This window comes from Porphyromonas sp. oral taxon 279 str. F0450, from assembly GCF_000292995.1.
Classification (GTDB): domain Bacteria; phylum Bacteroidota; class Bacteroidia; order Bacteroidales; family Porphyromonadaceae; genus Porphyromonas; species Porphyromonas pasteri.
The window spans coordinates 1-20,544 of sequence record NZ_ALKJ01000003.1; the positions used below are offsets into that span (position 1 = coordinate 1).

The 20,544-nt window shown below is 54.9% G+C and carries 15 protein-coding genes and 1 other RNA gene; 3 read left to right on the top strand and 13 right to left on the bottom strand.

Going from position 1 to position 20,544, the window contains the following annotated elements:
* Nucleotides 1-27 precede the first annotated feature (27 nt).
* The 12 genes from HMPREF1323_RS00055 to HMPREF1323_RS00105 all read right to left on the bottom strand — a co-directional run bounded on the left by HMPREF1323_RS00055 (nucleotide 28) and on the right by HMPREF1323_RS00105 (nucleotide 11,947).
* Nucleotides 28-273 carry a hypothetical protein gene (locus HMPREF1323_RS00055; protein ID WP_009432108.1) on the bottom strand — a complete coding sequence of 82 codons (246 nt, stop codon included), beginning with the start codon at nucleotides 271-273 and terminating at the stop codon, nucleotides 28-30.
* Between the two features lie 21 nt (nucleotides 274-294).
* Nucleotides 295-1,350 carry an SPFH domain-containing protein gene (locus HMPREF1323_RS00060; protein WP_009432116.1) on the bottom strand — a complete coding sequence of 352 codons (1,056 nt, stop codon included), beginning with the start codon at nucleotides 1,348-1,350 and terminating at the stop codon, nucleotides 295-297.
* A gap of 35 nt (nucleotides 1,351-1,385) precedes the next feature.
* Nucleotides 1,386-2,780, bottom strand: coding sequence for a hypothetical protein (locus HMPREF1323_RS00065; protein ID WP_009432118.1), 1,395 nt, complete (start codon nucleotides 2,778-2,780; stop codon nucleotides 1,386-1,388).
* Between the two features lie 148 nt (nucleotides 2,781-2,928).
* The gene (locus HMPREF1323_RS00070; RefSeq protein WP_009432110.1) at nucleotides 2,929-3,561 is read right to left on the bottom strand and encodes a nitroreductase family protein; all 633 of its coding nucleotides are present in this window, start codon (nucleotides 3,559-3,561) and stop codon (nucleotides 2,929-2,931) included.
* A 665-nt stretch (nucleotides 3,562-4,226) separates the two neighbouring features.
* Entirely contained in the window at nucleotides 4,227-6,473 is a 2,247-nt protein-coding gene (locus tag HMPREF1323_RS00075; protein ID WP_009432107.1) for a nitric-oxide reductase large subunit, read from the bottom strand.
* 280 nt (nucleotides 6,474-6,753) lie between these two features.
* A complete protein-coding gene (locus tag HMPREF1323_RS00080; protein WP_009432121.1) occupies nucleotides 6,754-7,461 on the bottom strand; it encodes an LrgB family protein in 708 nt (235 codons plus the stop codon).
* Nucleotides 7,462-7,463: 2 nt separating this feature from the next.
* Nucleotides 7,464-7,811, bottom strand: coding sequence for a CidA/LrgA family protein (locus HMPREF1323_RS00085; protein ID WP_009432114.1), 348 nt, complete (start codon nucleotides 7,809-7,811; stop codon nucleotides 7,464-7,466).
* Nucleotides 7,812-7,873: 62 nt separating this feature from the next.
* Entirely contained in the window at nucleotides 7,874-9,223 is a 1,350-nt protein-coding gene (locus tag HMPREF1323_RS00090) for a YihY/virulence factor BrkB family protein (protein WP_009432113.1), read from the bottom strand.
* 108 nt (nucleotides 9,224-9,331) lie between these two features.
* An RNA gene (rnpB, locus tag HMPREF1323_RS08900) (RNase P RNA component class A) lies at nucleotides 9,332-9,725 on the bottom strand.
* Between the two features lie 16 nt (nucleotides 9,726-9,741).
* A complete protein-coding gene (locus HMPREF1323_RS00095; RefSeq protein WP_009432109.1) occupies nucleotides 9,742-10,854 on the bottom strand; it encodes an Mrp/NBP35 family ATP-binding protein in 1,113 nt (370 codons plus the stop codon).
* A 10-nt stretch (nucleotides 10,855-10,864) separates the two neighbouring features.
* Nucleotides 10,865-11,611, bottom strand: a complete 747-nt coding sequence (gene trmB / locus HMPREF1323_RS00100; protein WP_009432115.1) for a tRNA (guanosine(46)-N7)-methyltransferase TrmB — start codon at nucleotides 11,609-11,611, stop codon at nucleotides 10,865-10,867.
* A 6-nt stretch (nucleotides 11,612-11,617) separates the two neighbouring features.
* Nucleotides 11,618-11,947: a hypothetical protein gene (locus HMPREF1323_RS00105; RefSeq protein ID WP_044123790.1), complete on the bottom strand. Its 330-nt coding sequence runs from the start codon at nucleotides 11,945-11,947 to the stop codon at nucleotides 11,618-11,620.
* A gap of 517 nt (nucleotides 11,948-12,464) precedes the next feature.
* Between HMPREF1323_RS00105 and HMPREF1323_RS00110 the strand changes: the two genes are divergently transcribed.
* The 3 genes from HMPREF1323_RS00110 to HMPREF1323_RS00120 are packed head-to-tail and all read left to right on the top strand — an operon-like array spanning nucleotide 12,465 to nucleotide 17,332.
* Nucleotides 12,465-13,331 (top strand): tetratricopeptide repeat protein, encoded by an 867-nt coding sequence (locus HMPREF1323_RS00110; RefSeq protein WP_009432120.1) that lies wholly within the window; start codon nucleotides 12,465-12,467, stop codon nucleotides 13,329-13,331.
* Complete coding sequence (locus tag HMPREF1323_RS00115) at nucleotides 13,331-16,399, top strand: PD-(D/E)XK nuclease family protein (protein WP_009432111.1); 3,069 nt, start codon at nucleotides 13,331-13,333, stop codon at nucleotides 16,397-16,399. Before HMPREF1323_RS00110 ends, HMPREF1323_RS00115 begins: the two co-directional genes overlap by 1 nt.
* Before the next feature lie 33 nt (nucleotides 16,400-16,432).
* Nucleotides 16,433-17,332: a glycosyltransferase family 32 protein gene (locus tag HMPREF1323_RS00120; RefSeq protein WP_009432112.1), complete on the top strand. Its 900-nt coding sequence runs from the start codon at nucleotides 16,433-16,435 to the stop codon at nucleotides 17,330-17,332.
* Between the two features lie 118 nt (nucleotides 17,333-17,450).
* Here the strand turns inward: HMPREF1323_RS00120 and HMPREF1323_RS00125 are convergent, their stop codons facing one another.
* Nucleotides 17,451-19,733 carry a hypothetical protein gene (locus HMPREF1323_RS00125; protein WP_009432106.1) on the bottom strand — a complete coding sequence of 761 codons (2,283 nt, stop codon included), beginning with the start codon at nucleotides 19,731-19,733 and terminating at the stop codon, nucleotides 17,451-17,453.
* Nucleotides 19,734-20,544 lie beyond the last annotated feature (811 nt).

A 20,544-nucleotide genomic window follows, 5' to 3' on the forward strand; every position in this document is an offset into this window, starting at 1 on the left:
TGACCTATTATTATTAAGGAATAGTCCTTAGTCCTTCTTGCGCTGAGCGATAGAGCCCGAAGACTTATCGTAGCGGTTGGAGCGACCGCCGAAGAAGAAGGGCAGGATGACCGTGAAGACCAAGAGAGCCCCCAGCACGACGAGCCCCGTGATCCAAGCCTTACCTAAGTCAGCAGAGGTGATAGGGAGTTCGACACCCCACATCCCAAGGAGATAGAAGGCCAGTGTGGCCAAGAGAAGCAGCGTGATGATTCCGCCAAAGATGTACTTCATAAGTCGGATCTGTCTGAGGGGTTAGAGTTGATCAAGAAGCTCTTGCTTCTTCTTGTCGTAGTCTTCCTGCGTGATGACGCCTTCACTGAGGAGGAGCTTGAGCTGCGTGAGGCGACGAAGCAGTGGGTCATCGGAGCCGAGATCCTCGGTCTTCACCTGAGGAGCCTCGGGAGCAGGAGTTGCGGGAGCAGGCTCTTCGCCATTCACGGTCTGAGTGAGCTTCTTACCCAGCTCCAGACCGAGCCCCATCTGCAGACCTGCGGCACCGATACCACCTTCGTTACGAGCAGCATCGCGCAGAGCTTCGAGGCGCTGCATCTCTTCGTAGCTGATACCCGCTTCACTGGCAGCAAGGCTCTCTGCCGTGATGTCTGCCACGCGAGCGATACGCTGGCTCGTAGCCTCATCATAGTGGGTACCTGTGATACGCACATCCGTCAGCTCAATACCCAGCTCGCTAAGGATGGGTGACATCGTAGATTGGAGTTCGCGAGAGATCTCGGGCAGGCGGCCGTCGATCTCTGTGATGGGATATTGATGCGCATGGAGGATAGAGGCGATCTGCTGGTAGGCACGCTCGACGATGACACTCTGGAGTGCACTTACCTCATAGTTAGCGACACCTGCACCGATGAACTGGGTGAAGAAGTGGCTGGGATCAGCGACACGGAAGGCATAGACCCCATGCACACCGAGCTCTACAGGCACCTTGTAGATCGGGTCGACGATGAGGATAGGCGTAGCCGTTCCCCAAGGGATATTGACGATCTGCGTAGTACGGAAGAAGTAGATCTGGAGCTTATGCTCGCTCTCAAAGCCCTGACGCAAACGCACCAGCGTGGTGAAGAAGGGATGGTTATCTGTCTTGAGCTGGAAGGAGCCTGACTCGGTCAAGACCTCAGCGACCTTGCCTTCGTAGACGAGGAGCGCACCCTGACCAGGAGCCACAATGAGCTTACTACCGTCCTTGATTTCATCAAGTGAGGAGGGGAAGCGATACCAGAGATCGCCTGGGCGTGGATCAGCCCACTGGATGACCTGCGCCAGCTGCCCCTTGAAAACATTGAATAGACCCATGAGAAATAGTATGTGAGGTTAGATAAGTGGAGCAATTAGTCTTTGATAAGTTCTCCGTAATTTGTGCTACTGACGAGCTTACCAGCATTGGAGATAAGCCAAGCCGTATTATATCCAGCGAGCAAGTAGCCTCCTGCAAAGCGCGACACCCCCTGGACACGACCAAGCTTTTCCTTGCCCTCCTCATCATCGGAGAGCGTCCAAAGGAGCTTTCCCGTCTGAGCATCTAAGCACTGGATCGAGCGAGAAGCATCAGGAGCTGCCGTGGGAAGGAAAGAGATGAGGACTTGATCCTCAGAGTAATAGAGGACCTCAGGTGAGAAGTAATAAGCTCCTGGAGTCAGGTCTTCATAGCCCTGCATGCGTGAGATCTGCATATGGTAGGGTAGGACGAAAACCTTGCGGAATGGAGATCTTTCAGTGAAGATGCCAGAGCCCCCATAATCCTTTTGCCAGCCAAAGGTCGGAGAGAAGCGGGGATAGCCCATCTGATCAAGCGTACGATAGCGTACCAACTGGATTTGTTGATCCTCGTATTCAAAGTTACTTGTCGAGAAGGCAAAGCGCGTGTAGACCTTCGGTGAAGGCAATTTCTCCGTGTATGCATTACGCTTGCTATCTTCGGTATAGAGCTTGCCTGCCAAGGGATAGAAAAGATAGTTCTTCCCCAGATTCGTCATGATCTTAAAGCCATCGCCCTCATCGCGATAGGCGAACTCTATCCTAGCAAATCCATCATGTAGCTGCGAGTGGTTAGGGAAGTCTTCGCCATGGAGCTCCTTTATCTCGAAGCTCGAACGATCTATATGATAAAGGTGCTTCTTATTGATAATCAGATAGACTTGACCATCCTCAAACTGGCACACATCGCTAAAATCAAAGCGTCCCTTAATATCCGGTATTTCAATCTCCTTGAGGAGCTTATTTGTCTCACCATCGACCAAAAGAACAAATCCTTTAGCCTCCTTCCAACTCGATCTCATCGGATGCCATGTCCCATAGATCATCACCACAGGACGCCCGGACGCACTCGTAAAGGCAAAGAGGCTCTTAAGATCATAAGACATTCGCTCTCTATGCGCAGCTGCACCATAGGCGGGAGTATCCTTTGCGATACGCTCAGCGACACGATCCATAGAGCGGCTTGAGAAATAGTTGCCGAGGAAGATAATGAAGAAGAAAGCGAAGAGTGTCCCTACGATGATAGCGACCGAGCGCTTGGGATGCTCGGTCATCTGCTTCCGCAAGACAGCTAAGGGATCATCCGTGCGACTAGGGAGCGTCTCGTACTTATGGTGGATGGTGATATCGTCCGAGTCGAGAAAAAACTCCGTCGAGCAGCTATCGCAGCGATAGTGATCTTCTCGAATCAGCGTGGCACGCGTACTACCACATTGAGGGCACTTCAGGGCTTTGATATGCTTGGGCATACAGGGTATAAGCTATGCTAAAAGGAATAATACGTCATTAATAATGAAGGGGATAAACTCCCACGTAGTATACATATGCACCAAATGGGCCTATCTTATAGAATAGGCCCATTTGGTGCATATTACGATTTACAGGAGGCAACGGTCATTAGATGAAGGTCGCGAACTCTTCCATCGAGTTGCGCACCTTCTTCATCTTACCCAGCCAGTCGCGCTCGGGGTCAGCGTAGCCGAGGTAAAGGAGCGAGACGCTACGCAGGCCCTTCTCACGCAGACCGAGGAGCTCGTCGACGAGCTTGGGGTCGAAGCCACCGATAGGCGTGCTATCGATCTTCAGCTCAGCTGCCTGTGCCAGCGCCAGACCGAGGGCGATGAAGCTCTGGTTAGCTGCGTGCTGGAACTGCTCTTCCTTAGGCATCTTACCGAACGTCTCCTTCAGCATATCGGTGTAGCGCTTGAAGCGACCACGTACCAGACCACGCTCATCGGTCGTCAGGTCGTAGATCTCATCGATACGCTCGGGCGTGTACTCATCCCAAGCAGCGAAGACGATGACGTGTGAGCACTCGCGCATGCAGTCAGGGTTCAGAGCCCCTTCGACCATCTTCTCCTTGAGCTCCTGGTTGCCGACGACGATCAGACGGAACTGCTGCAGGCCCGATGACGTGGGAGCCAGACGTGCTGCCTCGACGATCTTCATCAGGTCTTCTTCACGGAGCTTCTTGGTAGGGTCGTAGGCCTTCGTGGCGTGGCGCCACACGAGGTCATCTAATAGTGCCATATTATTTGTCTTTATATTTAATTAATAGTGTCCTATACGTACGTAAAGATAATCACTCTCGGCGACCTAAACTACACAGCCAGACGGATTCATCGTGACCGCAGAGAGAAGCCTTCACCCCGCCCTCGACACCAAGCCTATCAAGGTGCATGCCCAGCTACTCGATATACCTCTCCGAAGTGATACACAAGCCCTCTGCCTTATCGCGCGTATTCCCCTTATCCAGCGAAGGGAAAAGCATTGTTCTCGTGAAGAAAAAAGCGCCTTCCCATAGTGGTATTCTTCTATCTATGCACGTAGTCTTAAAGACCAGGCACGCAAATCCAAATATCCACGTACGTAGATTTATCGTCCACGTACGTAGCCCAAACTTATCTGCCACTCGTCCACAACTTTTATCCCTACGCGGAGCAACAACCTAATATAGGTCGCTTCACAAAGCTATATAGGAATCCAAGTAAAGCTATATAGGAATCAGGCCAAAGCTATATAGCTTTCTTCGCCATCCTATATAGCTCTATCCACGCACCCATATAGGTTCACACCATCCTCCCCTATTCGTACACCGAGCGCCCTCCCGTGAGCGGGGTATAAACGTAAGCAGAGGCTACCACCGCTCCCATGGGAGCAGTGATAGCCTCTGCTATCGAAATAGAGTGAAGGGACTAACGCGTACCCTTGCGCGACCAGCCGAACTGGAGGCCGAAGATGAAGACCACCAGCAGCAGCTCCCCGACACCGAGGATTAGGTCACCAGGCATACGCATCCAGCGGATCAGCTGCATGTGATCCTGCTGCATGAACTCTGCCGAGCGAGCCGACCAGTAGGCATTCGTGATCGATTCGTGCGCCTGCAGGATACCGATGGGCAGGACGCTCACCGTCACCATCAGGAAGAGCCCGATATTGATCATCCAGAAGGCCGTACCGATGAGCTTGTCATTCCACTTGTAGTCAGGGTAGAGACCACGCAGGCAGAAGAGCATCAGCCCGATACCCAGGATACCATAGACCCCGAAGAGCGCAGCGTGACCATGCACAGCTGTCGTATTCAGCCCCTGCAGGTAGTACAGTGCGATAGGAGGATTGATAGCGAAGCCGAAGATACCTGCACCGAGGAAGTTCCAGAAGCACATAGCGATGAAGCAGTAGATAGGCCACTTATAGGCTTCGATCCATTCGGTAGACTTCGAGAGCTTATAGTTGTGGTAAGCCTCCATACCGATGAGTACCAGCGGCACGATCTCCAGAGCGCTGAAGGTAGCACCAAGTGCCAGCACCGCCGTCGGCGTAGCGCTGAAGTAGAGGTGGTGGAAGGTACCGAGGATCCCCCCAGCGAGGAAGATAATCGTCGAGAAGAGTACCGAGACCGTAGCCGACTGGATGCGTAGCAGCCCAAGACGGCAGAAGAGGAAGGCAGCCACGACCGTAGCAAAGACTTCGAAGAAGCCTTCTACCCAGAGGTGGACGACCCACCAGCGCCAGTATTCGGCGATAGCCATATGCGTCTGACGGCCGTACATCAGCCCAGCAGCATAGAAGAAGGCGATAGCCAGCGAGGCGATGATGAAGAGCGTCAGGAGGTGGCGATTCTCATCCTTGCGCTTGAGAGCGGGGATCAGTGCGCGGATCATAAGGAAGAGCCACAGCACGAGGCCCACCAGCAGCAGGACCTGCCAGAGACGGCCAAGCTCTACGTATTCGTAGCCCTGGTGTCCAAGCCAGAAGTTCTCGATGAGGCCGAGCTTCTGCATGACACCGAGCCACTGTCCGACGAGCGAACCAGCGACGACGAAGATGAGTGCGCCGAAGAGCACGTTCACCCCGAGGCGCTGGTACTTAGGCTCGACACCCGACACAGCAGGTGCGATGTAGAGCCCCGTAGCCAGCCAAGAGGTAGCGATCCAGAGGATAGCCAGCTGGACGTGCCAGCTACGTGATACCGCCTGAGGGAGGAAGTCCTGAATAGGTAGCCCGAAGAGTGCGTCACCCTCGACCCCATAGTGGGCCGTGATCGCCCCGAGGACCATCTGCACGAGGATGAGGATCGACACGATCCAGATGTACTTCGTCGTGGCGCGCATCGAGGGCGTAGGCTTCATACCACGCAGCGGATCAGAGGTGGGCAGGACGCCTACTTCGTCTTCCTTCGACTGAGCATAGTAGTAGACGAGGATACCGACGCAGGTCAGCAGCATCAGCACGCTGAAGCCCGACCAGAGGTGGAGCGACGTGGGAGCGATATTGCCGATCGTGGGGTCGTGAGGCCAGTTGTTGGTATAGCTGACATCCGTACCAGGGCGGTTCGTGACGCAGACCCACGAAGCCCAAGCGAAGAAGGCGCTCATCTGCTCCATCTTACGGGGATCTTCGATGCTCTTAGCGCGCAGGGCGTAGGCCGAGCGAAGCTTCACGAACTCAGGCGAATTGTCTCCGAGGAAGAGCTTCGCGTAGTAGGCACCCAGCTCGTGGGCGACCTCAGCACGCAGCGGCGAGTACGTGATGACGCCGGTCGCTTCGTCGAAGGTGTTCTTACGCACCTCCTCACGCAGGAGGACCTGATACTTAGCCTGCTCAGCGGCAGGGAGTGAAGCATAGTCCAGACCGTCACGCTCGGCGAGCTTCTTCAGCAGGAGCTCAGCCTCACGGTGCAGGTAGTCAGCGGACCAGTCGGGAGCGATATACGCCCCGTGGCCCCATACGCTACCTACGGTCTGACCACCGATGGACTGCCAGACGTTTTGGCCGTCCTTAATGTCTTGACCTTCGAAGAGCGTCGTGCCATCCGTCGTCACCACCTTCGTTGGGAAGGGGGGCATCGTGCGGAAGATCTCCAGCCCGAAGAAGCCAAGTACACCGAACGACAGCAGGATGACTGCCGCCAGTGCATACCATAGTTTCTTAGGAGTCATGGTTAGTTGTGAGAATAATTACGCTTATACTTAACTTGATTTTACAACTACTTGCGCATTGCAAATAGAAACCATTCAAATATAAGTGTTATTTGATTATCCCCACTCATCAACTCGATGAAATTGACGAAAACCATGCATACACCCTGCAACGCAGGGGGGTAGAGATTTACATATTGGCTCTACGGAAATAGAAGGAGGGTGGCTACGAATTGGTACAAAAAAGCCCCGAAGACCTAAGGCCTTCGGGGCTTATGATAGCGAGTTAGGGGACGTATGCTTAGCCGAACCAGCGAGCAAAGAGCGGCAGGAGGATGGAGGTCACTAACCCCATGATACCGATTGCCAGCCCACTCAGAGCGCCTTCGATAGCGCCCATCTGAATGGCTGCAGCCGTACCGATACCATGCGATGAAGCACCCATCGCCAGCCCCTTTGCCACGGGGCTCTTGATCTTCATCAGCTTCATGATCGGAGGGCCGATGATGCTACCGATGATACCCGCACAGACTACGATGACCGCCGTCAGCCCGGGGATACCACCGTTGTTACCAGCCAGCTCCATTGCGATAGGCGTCGTCACGGACTTCGGTGCAAGCGAAGCGATGAGCGAGCTCTTCACGCCGAGTAGATGACCGACACCGACGATAGAGCCGATACCCACCATAGCACCGATGGTGATCGCGACGATGATAGAGATCGCGTTCTTCTTCAGATGCGCCACCTGCTCATAGAGGATGTAGCCGAGAGCGACGACCGAGGGGCCAAGCATGAAGTGAATCATACGGCTCCCTTCGCGGAAGGTCTCGTAGGGTACCTTCAGTGCGGTGAGGATGAGGATCAGCTCGATGATCGTCACCAGCACGGGGTGCAGCAGCGAGTGCAGTACAGGTACTTGCACCCAGCGATGGATCTTGATATTTATGAGGTATAGGCCTATGACGAACGTGATCGTGAAGACCTCGCTATGGAAGAAGTGCTCGAGCATGATTACTTACGCCTCCTTTCCATTTGATCCTGTACATAGGCCACCGAAGCGATGACGAGGATAGAGCTGACGATGACCGCCACCAGAATGACCCACCAATTGGCCACCACGGTATCCAGCTGCGCCATCAGCCCCACACCAGCAGGGATGAAGAAGAGCCCCATGTTGTCCGTCAGAGCACGAGCAGGAGAGTCGATCTGATGCACCTTGACGAGCTTCAGCTGCAGCGCCAGGAAGAGAAGGAGCATCCCGAGGACGCTACCTGGTACAAATCCCCCCATCAGATAGGAGAGAAATTCGCCTATCCAGTAGAAGAGGAAGATGAAGAATATCTTGATAAGTGTCTGCATAAGCAATCGTAGTTTGCTACACCTCGCGGAGGGTACAAAGCGCAGTGCAGCGATGGAGTGGCCTATACGAGGTCACGCAGTAGGACGTCCGCACGCTCACGGACGGCAGCATAGGCACGGGTACGCGCCTGCCATGCGGCAGCGTGCACGCCGCTGAGCTTGAGCGAAAGGAGTTCGCCACCGAAGCGATCAATATGATCGAGGAGCACACCGAGCGTGAGGCGGTCGGGCGCGATGTTGGGGCAGTAGTAGCCGCCCATGACTTCGTCCTTGCCGTAGTTCACCTCAATGAGTACGCCCATACGCGTCAGCTGGCTCAGTGCCTCCTGCGTCTGTCTCAGCGGAAGGTCGCAGGCAGCAGCCAAGGTCTCCGCACGGTAAGGCTCGGGATCCTCCGAGGTATAGCGTGCCGTGATACGCGCCACGAGGGCGATGAAGACGGTATCGGCATAGCGGCGCGAGAGCGGACGGCTATTGGGAGGCGAGGTGAAGTGCCAGACGTGCTGTATGGAGTAGGAGATCTGCGCACCAAGCAGGATGATGATCCAAGAAAGCTGGATCCAGAGGAGCGCCAGTGGTACGGCAGCGAAGCTCCCGTAGATAGCGTTGTAGCGTGAGATCCACAGCACCCCATTGATGTAGAGAGCCTGGAAGATCTGGAAGGCAATCCCCGCGATAAGTCCTGCGATGAGGGCGGGGATGAAGTGTACCCGCACGTTCGGCACGAAGAAGTACAGACAGACGAAGCCGAGCGTCACGAGGACATAGGGCACGAGACCGAGGATCTGTGTCGTGAGGGCTGAGATGATCCCCAGCTCACCGAGGTAGGTATTACTCAGGGTGGAGAGGAAGAGCGTCGTACCGCTCGAGATGGTGAGCAGTAGCGGGAAGAGGATGAAGGCGCCGAGGTAGTTGATCACACGGCGTGACCAAGGGCGGGCATAGGGTGCTTGCCAGAGGCGATTGAAGGCATCTTCGATGGTCGAGATCAGCATCAGCACCGTGTAGAAGAGTACTGCCAGACCGACCCCGATGAAGAGGCCACCCTGTACCTGCGATAGGTAGTTCTCGACGTAGGCAAAGGCCTTCCCGAACTCCACCTCATGCCCTGGGAGGGCACGCATCAAGGCATCACGCACCGTCTCCTGCAGTCCGAAGCCCTTAGCGATACCGATGATGACCGCCAGGATAGGCACCAGTGAGAGGACCGTACTGTAGGTAAGCGAGCCCGCAAGCGAACCGATACCCTCCTCGATATAGGCCTGTACCGTCATGTAGAGCACACGCAGCGTCGCCACCCCGAGGCGGGTAGGAGCTGCGAGCGAAGCACGCGTCAGGCGCCACATATCGAGCGTCACAAAGCGCCAAGCAGCGAGGGCTTGCGCCTCTATATGCCGCAGTACGTTAGGCATGGAATGAGGGTAATGAGGATAGGATAAGTGATCTCGTCGAGAGGGAAGGAGGATGGGAGCGGGACACACCCGCTACCATGAGAGGGATATGAAGAAGAAGCGCGCAATAGAAGCAGTGGAGCTATAAGCCGAGTTCTGTACCCGTGGGCGGTCACCCACCCGACGGGTGTCTGTCATTTATCTGGGATGGTAGTCACCTACCACCTCGTGCGGTCTACCCTCCGACTGGGGCGAGCAACCCTCGTAGCGTCGGTTTACATGACCTTGCAACCCATAGGATGTACGGCAGTATGTATTGCTACACACTCCGGTGAGCTCTTACCTCACCTTTTCACCATCACCGCGGGGGATCGAGTCCTCCGTGGCTGTCATTCTCTGTTACACCTACCTACCCTCGCGGATAGCTTCCCGTTAGGAAGTATGGCGCTCTGCGTTGCCCGGACGTTCCTCACACGCTCTTCAGCACAAGACTAAAGAGGTGCGCGACAGACCGCCCCACTGCTCTATAGCGTCTTCTTTTATTTCTGTAGCTCTACACGCTGGGTCGGAGCTTGCTCAGCGTTGCGACGCTCGATCTGCTCGACGACATTGCGTGCCAGCGTGCGGAAGTAGATACCCATCAAGCTATCGCGCTGCGTGGCGATGGGCTCACCACCGTCACCACATTCGCAGATACTCTGGATGAGGGGGATCTGCCCGAGCAGAGGAATATCCAGCTCTTCAGCCAGTTCCTTACCACCATCACGCCCGAAGATATAGTATTTGTTCTGTGGAAGCTCAGCAGGAGTGAACCATGCCATATTCTCCACCAGGCCAAGGATGGGGACTTGCACGTGCTCGTCGAGGAACATCCCCACGCCCTTGATGGCATCTGCCAGGGCTACCTGCTGGGGTGTCGTGACGATGAGTGCGCCCGTCAGGCCGAGCGTCTGCACCAGCGTCAGGTGGATGTCGCTCGTCCCTGGAGGTAGGTCGATGAGCAGATAGTCCAGCTCACCCCAGTTCGTCTCCGTGAGGAGCTGCTTGAGGGCGTTGCTCGCCATGCTACCGCGCCAGAGCACGGGACTCTCCTTGTTGACAAAGAAGCCGATAGAGAGCATGCGCACGCCGAATCGCTCGACAGGTGCGATGAGTTCCTGCCCGTCGACGTCCTCGAGGACGGGACGCTCGTCTTCGCAGCCGAACATCTTAGGCTGCGAAGGGCCGAAGATATCGGCATCCAGCAGCCCGACCTTATACCCTGCTTGGGCTAAGGCTACGGCGAGGTTAGCGGAGACAGTGCTCTTCCCGACGCCTCCCTTACCAGAGAAGATCGCCAGCGTATTCTTCACCTTTGGCAGCAGTGGTAGGCTATCCTGAGGTACGACCTCGGGGACCTTCACGCTGATATTCCCCTCGATCTGGACCTCGGGGCTGACGTAGGTGAGGATGGCTTTCTCAGCAGCCTTGACGACCGACTTGATGAAGGGGGAGTTGGGCTTGTCGAAGATAAGCGAGAAGCTCACCTTCATACCCTCGATACGGATATCATCCTCGACCATACCGGCCGTGACTAAGTCCTGACCCGTACCTGGGTAGCGGACACGGCGCAGGGCATCGAGGATGAGGTTGGGATATAGTGTGATGGGCATAGGAATAGTGCTATTGGACTCTGCGTGAGCGGCTGAAGCTGCGATAGCTATCGGGCTCGATCTCGATGTCGGGCTCGGCGAAGCCACCAGCAGGCTCCTTGGGGATGAAGTGCAGGTACTTGATCGTCAGACCACGGCTCAGCCACTGACGCTCGTAGTACGTCTTGATCCCGAGGATCTTATCCTCGAAAGCCCCGTCATAGAGATCGGCCGTATCGGTCAAGATCTCCTGATGGTTCAGCTCAACGAAAGCCTTAGTATAGGTGTAGAGGAAGGGGCTATCGGTCTTGAGGTGTATCGAGCCACCAGGGCGCAGCACCTCGAGATAGCGACGGATGAAGCGCGAGGAGGTCAGGCGCTTCGTCACCTTCTTCATCTGGGGGTCGGGGAAGGTAATCCAGATCTCATCGACTTCGCCAGGAGCGAAGAAGCTCGTCAGGGACTCGATCTCCCCACGTAGGAAGGCGACATTCGTCATACCCGCCTCGTGCGAAGCCTTCGCACCCGTCCAGATGCGGGCGCCCTTGACGTCCACACCGATGAAGTTCTTCTCTGGATACAGCTCACCGAGGCCTACGGTGTACTCGCCCTTACCACAGCCGAGCTCCAGCACGATGGGGCGGTCGTTGTGGAAGAAGTCCTCACGCCAGTGCCCACGAAGGGGGAAGGCCTCCTGCTGCAGACGTGCGAAGGGATACTGGAGCACATGGGGGAAGGTCTCCATCTCGGCGAACTTCGCCTGCTTGTTCTTTCCCACAGGCGATTAGTCGAAGAGGTTAATGCTCTCGCAGTACTCGAGCTCACCCTGCACGACGAAGCGGATCTGGTCGGGAGCGAACTTCCCTACCCCATCCTTCTGGGCATTGCGTACGACATAGTCGACCAGCTCGTCCTCATCGATCTCGATGGGCTCTTCGTCGTCGGTATCATCGTCACTCAGATAGCCACGGCTCTCGTAGTAGTCGTAGATGAGGTCTACGAAGTAAACGATATCATCATCGGAGAGGAGCTCCTTGAGCTCCTGGGGGATATAGTTGCGGATGAAGGCCACCGAAGCGGTATCATCATATCCAAGCAGTTCGTCTTCTACCATAATATTTATAGGGAGGGGCTTGCCCAGTGAGGCAAGGCTACAATTACCCATGCAAAGTTAATAAAAAGCCCCCACGGCTGGGGCGGCAGAAAGATATTCACACCCACTCCATAAGCCATCTATGGTAGGCGCGAAGGAGCCTACCCGATCAGCCCCCCTGCGATCTTCCACCACGCAGCTGTGCTCTACGGGATTTACTTCTCTGGAGGAAAAATCAAGGAATAGCAGTGGTATGACTTCTGCTGATGACGAATAAAAGTGGCGGACCTATGGATGATAAGCTGGATCTATGTGCGTAGATCTAAAATCCACGTACATAGTCTTTAGGATTTACGCATCAGGTCTTTAAGACCACGTGCATAGACAGAGGAAAAGCACTGCGGGACGCTACTTTTTTCTTCACGGGAATAGCGTTTTCTCCTCTACTGGATCAAGACGTATGCTATATCGTGAATGAGCAGTATCTTTGGATAGATAGGGGAGGCTCCTTTACTTAGCCCCTCCCCCACTCCATTCGATGACTCGCTCCAGACAGATAATTCCCCTTACCCTCATAGTCCTCTTCGTGGGCCTCTTCTTTGCACCGCTCCGCGCCTCCGCCCAAGAGCAGACGACAGCGGCCATCGATAGCACCCGCTATACCCGCCTCATTGACTCCTGCTTCACAGCTGGCAACCGAGGGGATTACGCTGCTGCCGAGGCCTTCCTCGCGGAGGCTCTGCGACTCAATCCCCCTGCGGCCCTGCAGCCTATGCTCCTCAATAACCTCGGGGGACTTCAGCTCCTGCAGGGCAAGGACGATGCCGCCCTACTCTCCTTCTCCTCCGCCCTGAGCAAGGATCCCCACGAAGCGACGACACGCTTCAACCGCGCCAAGCTCTTCGTCCAGCGCAAGGAGTACAAGGCAGCCCTTACGGACTTCGCCCTCCTCCTCAGTGACCACCCGAAGAACGAGCTCTACCGCTACCAGCGCGCGATGGTCTACCTGCTGACGAAGGAGTATGACCTAGCCGAGGCTGATCTCAAGACCATCATCGAAGAGAATGACGGCTCGCTCAAGGCACGCATAGGCTATGCCCTGCTGGAGACGATGCGCGGACGCTACGACGAGGCCGAGCGCCTCTATGCCTTCCTCACGGATAAGCTCCCGAAGAACGCCGAGGTCCTCGAGGGACGCGCACGGATGTATATGGCTAAGGGTATGCGTGGCTTCGCCCAGCGCGATATCCGTCAGGCCTTTGAGCTCCTCGGAGGCCGTGCACCAGCTACCCTCTACCGCCTACGTGCCGAGCTGAATACCACCCTTGGCAATACCAAGGAGGCGGCCGAAGACCTGCGCCGTGCCGAAGAGCTGGAGAATCCTAAGAACACCGCCAAGCGCTAATGAGCCATACCGCCCCCTTCCTCAAGCAAGTCGCGGCCCACTACTATCAGCAAGGGGCCGAAGAGCTCTCCAAGCTACGCTTCATCTTCCCCTCGAAGCGTGCTCTCTCCTTCTTCCGCCATCACCTGAGCCAGCTGGCTACCTCACGCCCCCTCTTCGCCCCACGGATGGAGACGGTGAGCGAATTCATGCATAGCCTCCAGCCTCAGGTGCAGATCCTCGACAAGACAGCGCTCCTCTTCAAGCTCTACCAGACCTACTGCGAGGTACGTGCCGAGCGAGGGGAGCTGACCGAGAGCTTCGATGAGTTCCTCTACTGGGGCAACATTATTCTCAAGGACTTCGAGACCTGCGACCGCTATCTGGTGCGCACCGATCACCTCTATCGCAACCTCAGAGATATCAAGGAGATCTCCGACGACTTCAGCTACCTCACCGAAGAAGCCCGCGAGATGATCCAGGGGTTCTGGGGCGACTTACCCAGCCTTCAGAGCATCAGCGAGGACGACGACAAGGGCTACAAGAAGCGCTTCCTCTCCTTCTGGGAGTGCCTCGCCCCGCTATATGAGCGGTTCGCCACCTGCCTGCAGGCAGAGGGCTACGTCTATGACGGGCTGCTCTATCGCCGTGCCGCCGAGGCGAAGGAAGAGGTACTTGATCAGCTGGCGGGGGATGAAAAGCTCGTCTTCGTCGGGCTCTTCTACCTCACCCCCTCCGAGGAGAAGCTCTTCAAGACCCTCACGAAGGCAGGGCGTGCTGAGTTCTGCTGGGACGCCGCCGTCGAGGTCGTACACGACACCAACCACCCTGCGAGCAAGTACTTCCACAAGCTCTGTAAGGAGTTCGGTCAAGTCGATGGCCCGTGGAAGGAGGGCGCTCGAGTGCACCACCTCCCTCACGAAGTACAGGTCATCGAGTGCTCCAGCCTCCTCTCACAAGCCAAGGGACTCCCGACGCTCCTCCAAGAGCTGAACATCGCCGAGGCGACGGAGAACCTTGAGGCAGCTATCATCCTGCCCGACGAAGGGCTCCTTCTCCCCACCGTCAGCTCGATACCTGACGACATCGGCAGTATCAACATCACCCTCGGCTATCCGCTGGACCGCACACCCATCGCCCTTATGCTGAAGCGATGGATCACGCTCATCTCCTTCAACCTCAAGCGCTCGGAGAGCTCGGCACGCTACCCCGCTGACCAGCTCCTCGGGCTACTTGGTCAAGGACTCATCACGGCACACGCCCCCGAAGCCACACGCCTCATGGAGCACATCCGCCAGAGCAAGCGCTTCTTTGTCCCTGCTAAGGATCTATGGACGGATAAGACGGAGGCCGAGTTCCTGCACCTCCTCCTTGACCCGCTCTCCGAGACGAGCGACCCACTGCAGCGCATCGAGGCCGTACTACTCCACCTCATCCAATCGGCCCAGCAGGAGATACGGACCAGTGAGCACCACGAAGAGGAGGGCGAGGAGCAAGATACAGCACTCGTATATGAAGGACTCTCGTCCTTCGACATCGAGTTCATCCACCACTACCTGCGCCTCATCAACCGCCTGCAGGGGCTCATCCAGCAGCATCAGATGGTGCTGGGCTTTGAGGCGATGATCCATCTCTTAGAGGGCTTAGTGGGGACTGTGACCATTCCCTTCGAAGGCGATCCACTGCAAGGTCTGCAGGTCATGGGGCTTCTCGAGACACGACTGCTCCACTTCCCCACGATGATCTACCTTTCCGCTCAGGAGGGTGCCCTTCCCACGAAGCGCTATAGCGACACGCTCGTCCCCTACACGCTCCGCCGAGGCTTCGGCCTTCCTACGGGGCGCGCCGAAGAAGATCCGGGGCAGGACTACACCTTCTTCCAGAGTATCGCACGCGCCGAGCGGCTGACCTTCGTCGTAGCGCCCGCCAGCGACGGCTACAACCTCGGCGAAGAGAGCCGCTACATCAGCCTACTCCAGTACATCTACGGCTGCGACATCAAGCGCCGCTCCCTCCGCCTTGAAGCCAAGGCCAAGGAGAGTGCAGGTATCTCGAAGCGCAAAGAGGGGGAGCTATGGGAGCAGTTCGTCTACCGTACGACGACCGACCCCAAGGTGGATCCCGACCGTAAGGCCGTCCGCCCGCTCTCTCCAAGTAGCCTCTCGAAGTACGTTGCCTGTCCGCTGCGCTTCTACTACGAGGCGATCTGTCGCTACCACGAAGAGGATTCCCCCAGCCTGCTCTTGGCTTCGAATGAGTTCGGTACCGTACTGCACCGCGTCATGGAAGAGTTCTACTCAGACCTTACCAAGAGACCAAGCACAGGAGACCAACTCACCTTCACCACCATCACCAAGGAGATGATTGATGAGAAGCTCAGGGCCAAGGGCTACATCAGGCAACGTGTAGAGAAGGCCTATCGTGAGGAGCTGAAGCTCAAGTCGAGTGTACCACTCAGCGGGCTCTCGCGCATCTATTGCCAGACGATCGAGCGCTACGCTCGCGAGCTCCTCGAGTGGGATAGTGCGCATGCCGCATCCTTTAGCTACGCTGCGAGCGAGAGCGAGGTCTATGCCGCCTTCACACTCCCCAGTGGCCGGACCACCTATCTCGGTGGTATCATCGACCGCATCGACCAAGTCGATGGTAAGTACCGCGTCGTAGACTATAAGACGGGGAATGCCTCACTCACGATCAGCAAGCCCAAGGACAAGGCTGTAGACTTCCGATGGGAGGAGCGGCTCAAGGATCCCAAGAACAAGGCGATCCTCCAGACACTCATCTATTGCGCTGGCTTAGCTCAGACCTACAAGCTCGACGAGTCAATGATCCACCCTGCTATCTTCCGCTTCAAAGGAAACGATGGCTTGGTGACGAAGCAAAAGAAGTACGATCCCCTCCTCACCTTCCCTATTGGTGAAAAGCAAAGCAAAGTAGCAGCCCCCTATGCGGAAGTCAAAGAGTCCTTTGAAGCGCTCCTCGTAGATGAGCTCTTAGCCGAACTCTACGACACCGACCAACCCTTCACACAGACCGAGGACGACGAGCAGTGCGCCTACTGTCCCTTCGCCCTTAGCTGCGGCCGGTAACCCCGAATATTCACAGACAAATATCCTTCCATTATGAGTAAGAATACAATTGACTACGAGGCACTATTGCCTAACATCCCCTATGAAGATGCGCCTATCCCCAAGCGCATACATCAGATCTTCCTCGGCAAGCCTGCCGACCAACTCCCTGATGCAATGAAGGAGAATGTCCAATACATATGTCGCATCAACCCCGATTGGGAGTACCACCTCTGGAGTGAAGAGGATATCGATAGCTTCATCCTTGGACATTACAACAAAGAGATCCTGCGCTATTTCCGTATGATCTCCCCCGACTACCGAGCTGCTCAAGCAGACTTCCTCCGCTACCTCATCGTCTATAGCCTTGGTGGTGTGTACCTTGACATCAAGTCATCTATGGAGCGTCCCCTTGATGAGATCCTCCTCCCATCAGACCGCAACATCATCTACCACTGGAATAATGATGTCGAGGGCTGCTACAAGGGCTTCGGATACTACCCTGATCTACCCAGAGATCGCTTCCCTTATGGCGAGTTTCATCAGGGCTTCGTCATCTCCAGCCCAGGGCATCCTATCCTCCGAGCCGTAATTCTCGATGTCTTGAAGTGCCTTGATAATTACAATCCTTTTACAACAGGGGTAGGCCTCTGGGGAGTCCTCCGCACCACTGGACCTATAGCCTACAGCCTTGCTATCGAGCGTGTGACGAAGGATATGCCGAAGGAACTCTACCGCCACATTCGCTGTGCCGAAGAAATTGGTCTACGCATCTCAATCTATGATAGTGATGGTGCCTTCGCTCACCGCAAGAAGATCACCAACTACCACAATCAGCTCAGTGCCGTCTCACGCAACGGATCAGAGTTCTATACGAAGTATTTCCACTTCTTCTTCTGGTCGCGCTGGGTACTACGTATCCTGTGTGACAAGATCCGCCAGCGCTTTCAGTAGCACTCACAGCTAAAAGCATCTCCCATAAAAAGGCCGAGGTGCCGCATGACTCAGCATCAGCTGAGCACATACGGCACCTCGGCCTTTTATATTATTCTCTATCGGAGAAGGCTACCCATTAAGGGTGCTCCTGCGTAGTGAAGGGACGGCAGGAGAAGCGGAGAACAGAACGCATATGTTCATTAAATGAGCCCTCTCCATTAATCCAGAACTTAGCACCTTGGGGAGCCATAGCCAGGACATTTTCATCTCCGACCCAATAGAAGGAAGGAGCTCCCTTACCAGCAATCACCTGAGGAGCTGAGTATGAGTTATAGTAATTGTACAGTGCCTGTATTCTAGAATAAGTCGTCTTCAAGCGTCCTGCTAAAGCATTCCATTCTGCTCTATGAGGGAAGACGGGCTTCGAATCCGCAATAAAGGAGGTATAGCTAATAGGAAGTACACGGCGCTCCTTGCGCAATGAAGCATCATTCCAAAAAGCCTCATTTGCGATATCATCTACACTACCCACAAAGTATGCACCGAGATGAATTGCATCAATTTGGAAAGCAACTCTTTCGTGTTCTGTGTACGTCTTTTTATCACTAGCAAACCAAGGAGTCTGCATGTGATAAGGAGGATTACGTCTACCGACAAGCTGAGAATGTAGCATCTGCGTGATATACAAATCCCAAGTTGCTCCAGGAGCCTGAGGATTATTCACTCGCTCATAGCGATAAGCCACACTATACTTATTTGTTCCTCCAAGATTGCGCAGGGCTAACGCATAAACGACATTACCAACGCGGCGGGAGGAAAACTTCGTTGTCCCCGATACAGAGCCGACTTGAGCTGTAACGTCAGCCTCATTGACAACTCCTCCACCAACTGTGTTAACAGCTTGGGATCCATGGAAGGGAATAATACTCTCCCATTGCGCTACATTAGGAGAAGTATACTGTCGACCATTGCTATTCAGGCCCACTTGGTTTGCTTCTGCCCCTGTCAGCATTGCAAACGAATTAACGCCATGCTGCGTGTCCAGCTGATTGGAAGTCCCATGAGGGATAGTACCACCTGGCACGAACTGCCCTGGGTCCTTACGCACAACATTGTACTCCGCCATGTAGTCCAGTGGCGTGTAGGGGTTGTAGTAGACCGCATCGAAGTAGACGCTCTTCCCCGAGAGCACCTGATGAGGATGCTTCTTACCATAGATATAGGTATGCTTAGGCTCGAGGATACGAGCATTGCTACTGGTACCCGTCTCAGCGATGAGCGTCGTAGAGAGATTCGTACCAGCCGTCGTCGTGGGGATAGCCCAGAAGAGAATCGTGGGGATACCAGGTGCTACATTGCGCTTCACATCAGCCCCCACCGAGGTATCGGAGAAGATCTTTGCGCTACTCCCGCCTTGCAGAGAAAAGACATCACCCGTGAAGATCTTCTCATATTCGGGGGTCGAAGTATTGAGCGCAGTAAACTCCTTCTTCGTAGCTGCAGTCTGAGAGGGAATCCACTTCATCAGGTTGCCATTATTCGCACCACCACGGACAGCCTCCGTCTTGCTCTTGAAGTCAATTGCAGGCAGGTCATTCTTAGCTAAGCTAAAGTAACCGGCAAAGCTCAGAGAGGTCGATACGATGCGCAGTCTATTCACCGTTAGGGCAACCTGCCCGCTCCCCAGACGCTGCTTATATGCATCATCCAGTCGGAGCGTCGCACGGCAGAGGACACCCTGAGGGAATACCTCGAGCTTACGCTGCTTCTCTGCCTGCGACCAGTCCTTAGGCCACTTGGGGTGACCATTGGGATAGGTAGGCATCTCCATCCAATGTGACACAGCAGGTATATCCATCACACGCCCTGCCGATGTAGCTACAGGGGCAGCTTCAGGACCACTTGTACCGAACCTCATCTGCCCAGCATTCTTATCATAGGTCCCCCCCATAGCGATCATGACATACCACTTCTTACCAGGAGCAAGAGCGGAGCCAGAGCCCAGCTTGATTCGTTCCTTCTCGATGTGGTAGCCATTAGTCGTCTTCACAGCCTTAACCTCATAATAGGTAGGTTCATCATTGCCACTACTGCGGATGATGCAGAGTACAGGCAGCTCATTAGGGAGTGTGATACCATGACGGCCCTTAGCATTGAGCGTAGGGCTGACCGTAGCTGAGATACCACGGAGCGTGCTCTCCGTCTCCTCGCTGAAGGTGATATTGAAGTCCGCTGCGAGCGGGAAGTCAATATTCCCCTCACGATAAGAGGCAGCAGCCTCTTGAGGAGTCTTGGTCTGTAAGGGTTCGGAGGTCACTTCATTGCGACAAGAGGCAAAGAGCCCCATGGCTGCGAGAGCCAGTAGCGGGAAGGTACGACCCATCCAGCGAGAGATACTAATAGTCGTTGTCTGGTTCATAACCTTGGATTTCATCAAAACGATAGTCGACAGGAGCCGAAGGATCGACAAGCAAATCACCCGTATGGAGCGTATAGAGCTCCAGTGTGGGCGCTACGTAAGCCTCCTTTGAGGGAAGCGTTGAGTACATTTTACTTATGTGAAGAATTAGTTTCTATAATAGAATAGAGATAGGGAGTAGATACGTCTTACTAATCAAAAGTAAGCCCAACTCAGGTGCTGGTGATCCCCAATTCACAGGACGAAACCAGCAAAATCGACTGCAGAGGTACGACAATAAAGGAAAACACTCAACAACTATAATGTAAGACCTTAGCCAAGAGGGCTATAAAGAAAGGTCTATGGCACAGCTTTGAGCAGGCACATTTAGCACGAGAAGCACCTCACCAATAGCACACAAAAGGCCATATACACAGCCCCACAGACATCCTCTATAGGGTGTGCTTCTCCATAGCTATATGGTCGAAATACGTAGCAGTACTGGTCACGACACAAAGCAGTATAGGTTACTTCACCGATCTATATAGGTCCGAGTGGCAACTAATATAGGTCGCGGCACGAAGCAATATAGGTTACTTTCCCCACCTCGCAGGTATGCGTCTGTAGTGAGCTGGTGGGATGTGCTCGCTCTTCTGTGAGCTGGTGTGTGAGTCTGGTGTGTACGTGTGAGTTGGTGCGTGAGCTGGTGCGTTGCCTTCGCTTCGGTAGGCGTATAAACGACGATAGGGTGACGAAGCTTTCACTCCATCACCCTATCTCTTAAAATGGCGGCTACCTACTCTCCCACAAAACGCAGTACCATCGGCACGAT

What these genes read in the sequence shown, in the direction of transcription:
- HMPREF1323_RS00090 (WP_009432113.1), bottom strand. Translation starts at nt 9,223, where the DNA reads ATGCCTAACGTACTGCGGCATATAGAGGCGCAAGCCCTCGCTGCTTGG.
- HMPREF1323_RS00085 (WP_009432114.1), bottom strand. Translation starts at nt 7,811, where the DNA reads ATGCAGACACTTATCAAGATATTCTTCATCTTCCTCTTCTACTGGATA.
- HMPREF1323_RS00095 (WP_009432109.1), bottom strand. Translation starts at nt 10,854, where the DNA reads ATGCCCATCACACTATATCCCAACCTCATCCTCGATGCCCTGCGCCGT.
- HMPREF1323_RS00065 (WP_009432118.1), bottom strand. Translation starts at nt 2,780, where the DNA reads ATGCCCAAGCATATCAAAGCCCTGAAGTGCCCTCAATGTGGTAGTACG.
- HMPREF1323_RS00120 (WP_009432112.1), top strand. Translation starts at nt 16,433, where the DNA reads ATGAGTAAGAATACAATTGACTACGAGGCACTATTGCCTAACATCCCC.
- HMPREF1323_RS00060 (WP_009432116.1), bottom strand. Translation starts at nt 1,350, where the DNA reads ATGGGTCTATTCAATGTTTTCAAGGGGCAGCTGGCGCAGGTCATCCAG.
- HMPREF1323_RS00115 (WP_009432111.1), top strand. Translation starts at nt 13,331, where the DNA reads ATGAGCCATACCGCCCCCTTCCTCAAGCAAGTCGCGGCCCACTACTAT.
- HMPREF1323_RS00080 (WP_009432121.1), bottom strand. Translation starts at nt 7,461, where the DNA reads ATGCTCGAGCACTTCTTCCATAGCGAGGTCTTCACGATCACGTTCGTC.
- HMPREF1323_RS00105 (WP_044123790.1), bottom strand. Translation starts at nt 11,947, where the DNA reads ATGGTAGAAGACGAACTGCTTGGATATGATGATACCGCTTCGGTGGCC.
- HMPREF1323_RS00110 (WP_009432120.1), top strand. Translation starts at nt 12,465, where the DNA reads ATGACTCGCTCCAGACAGATAATTCCCCTTACCCTCATAGTCCTCTTC.
- HMPREF1323_RS00070 (WP_009432110.1), bottom strand. Translation starts at nt 3,561, where the DNA reads ATGGCACTATTAGATGACCTCGTGTGGCGCCACGCCACGAAGGCCTAC.
- HMPREF1323_RS00075 (WP_009432107.1), bottom strand. Translation starts at nt 6,473, where the DNA reads ATGACTCCTAAGAAACTATGGTATGCACTGGCGGCAGTCATCCTGCTG.
- HMPREF1323_RS00125 (WP_009432106.1), bottom strand. Translation starts at nt 19,733, where the DNA reads ATGAACCAGACAACGACTATTAGTATCTCTCGCTGGATGGGTCGTACC.
- HMPREF1323_RS00055 (WP_009432108.1), bottom strand. Translation starts at nt 273, where the DNA reads ATGAAGTACATCTTTGGCGGAATCATCACGCTGCTTCTCTTGGCCACA.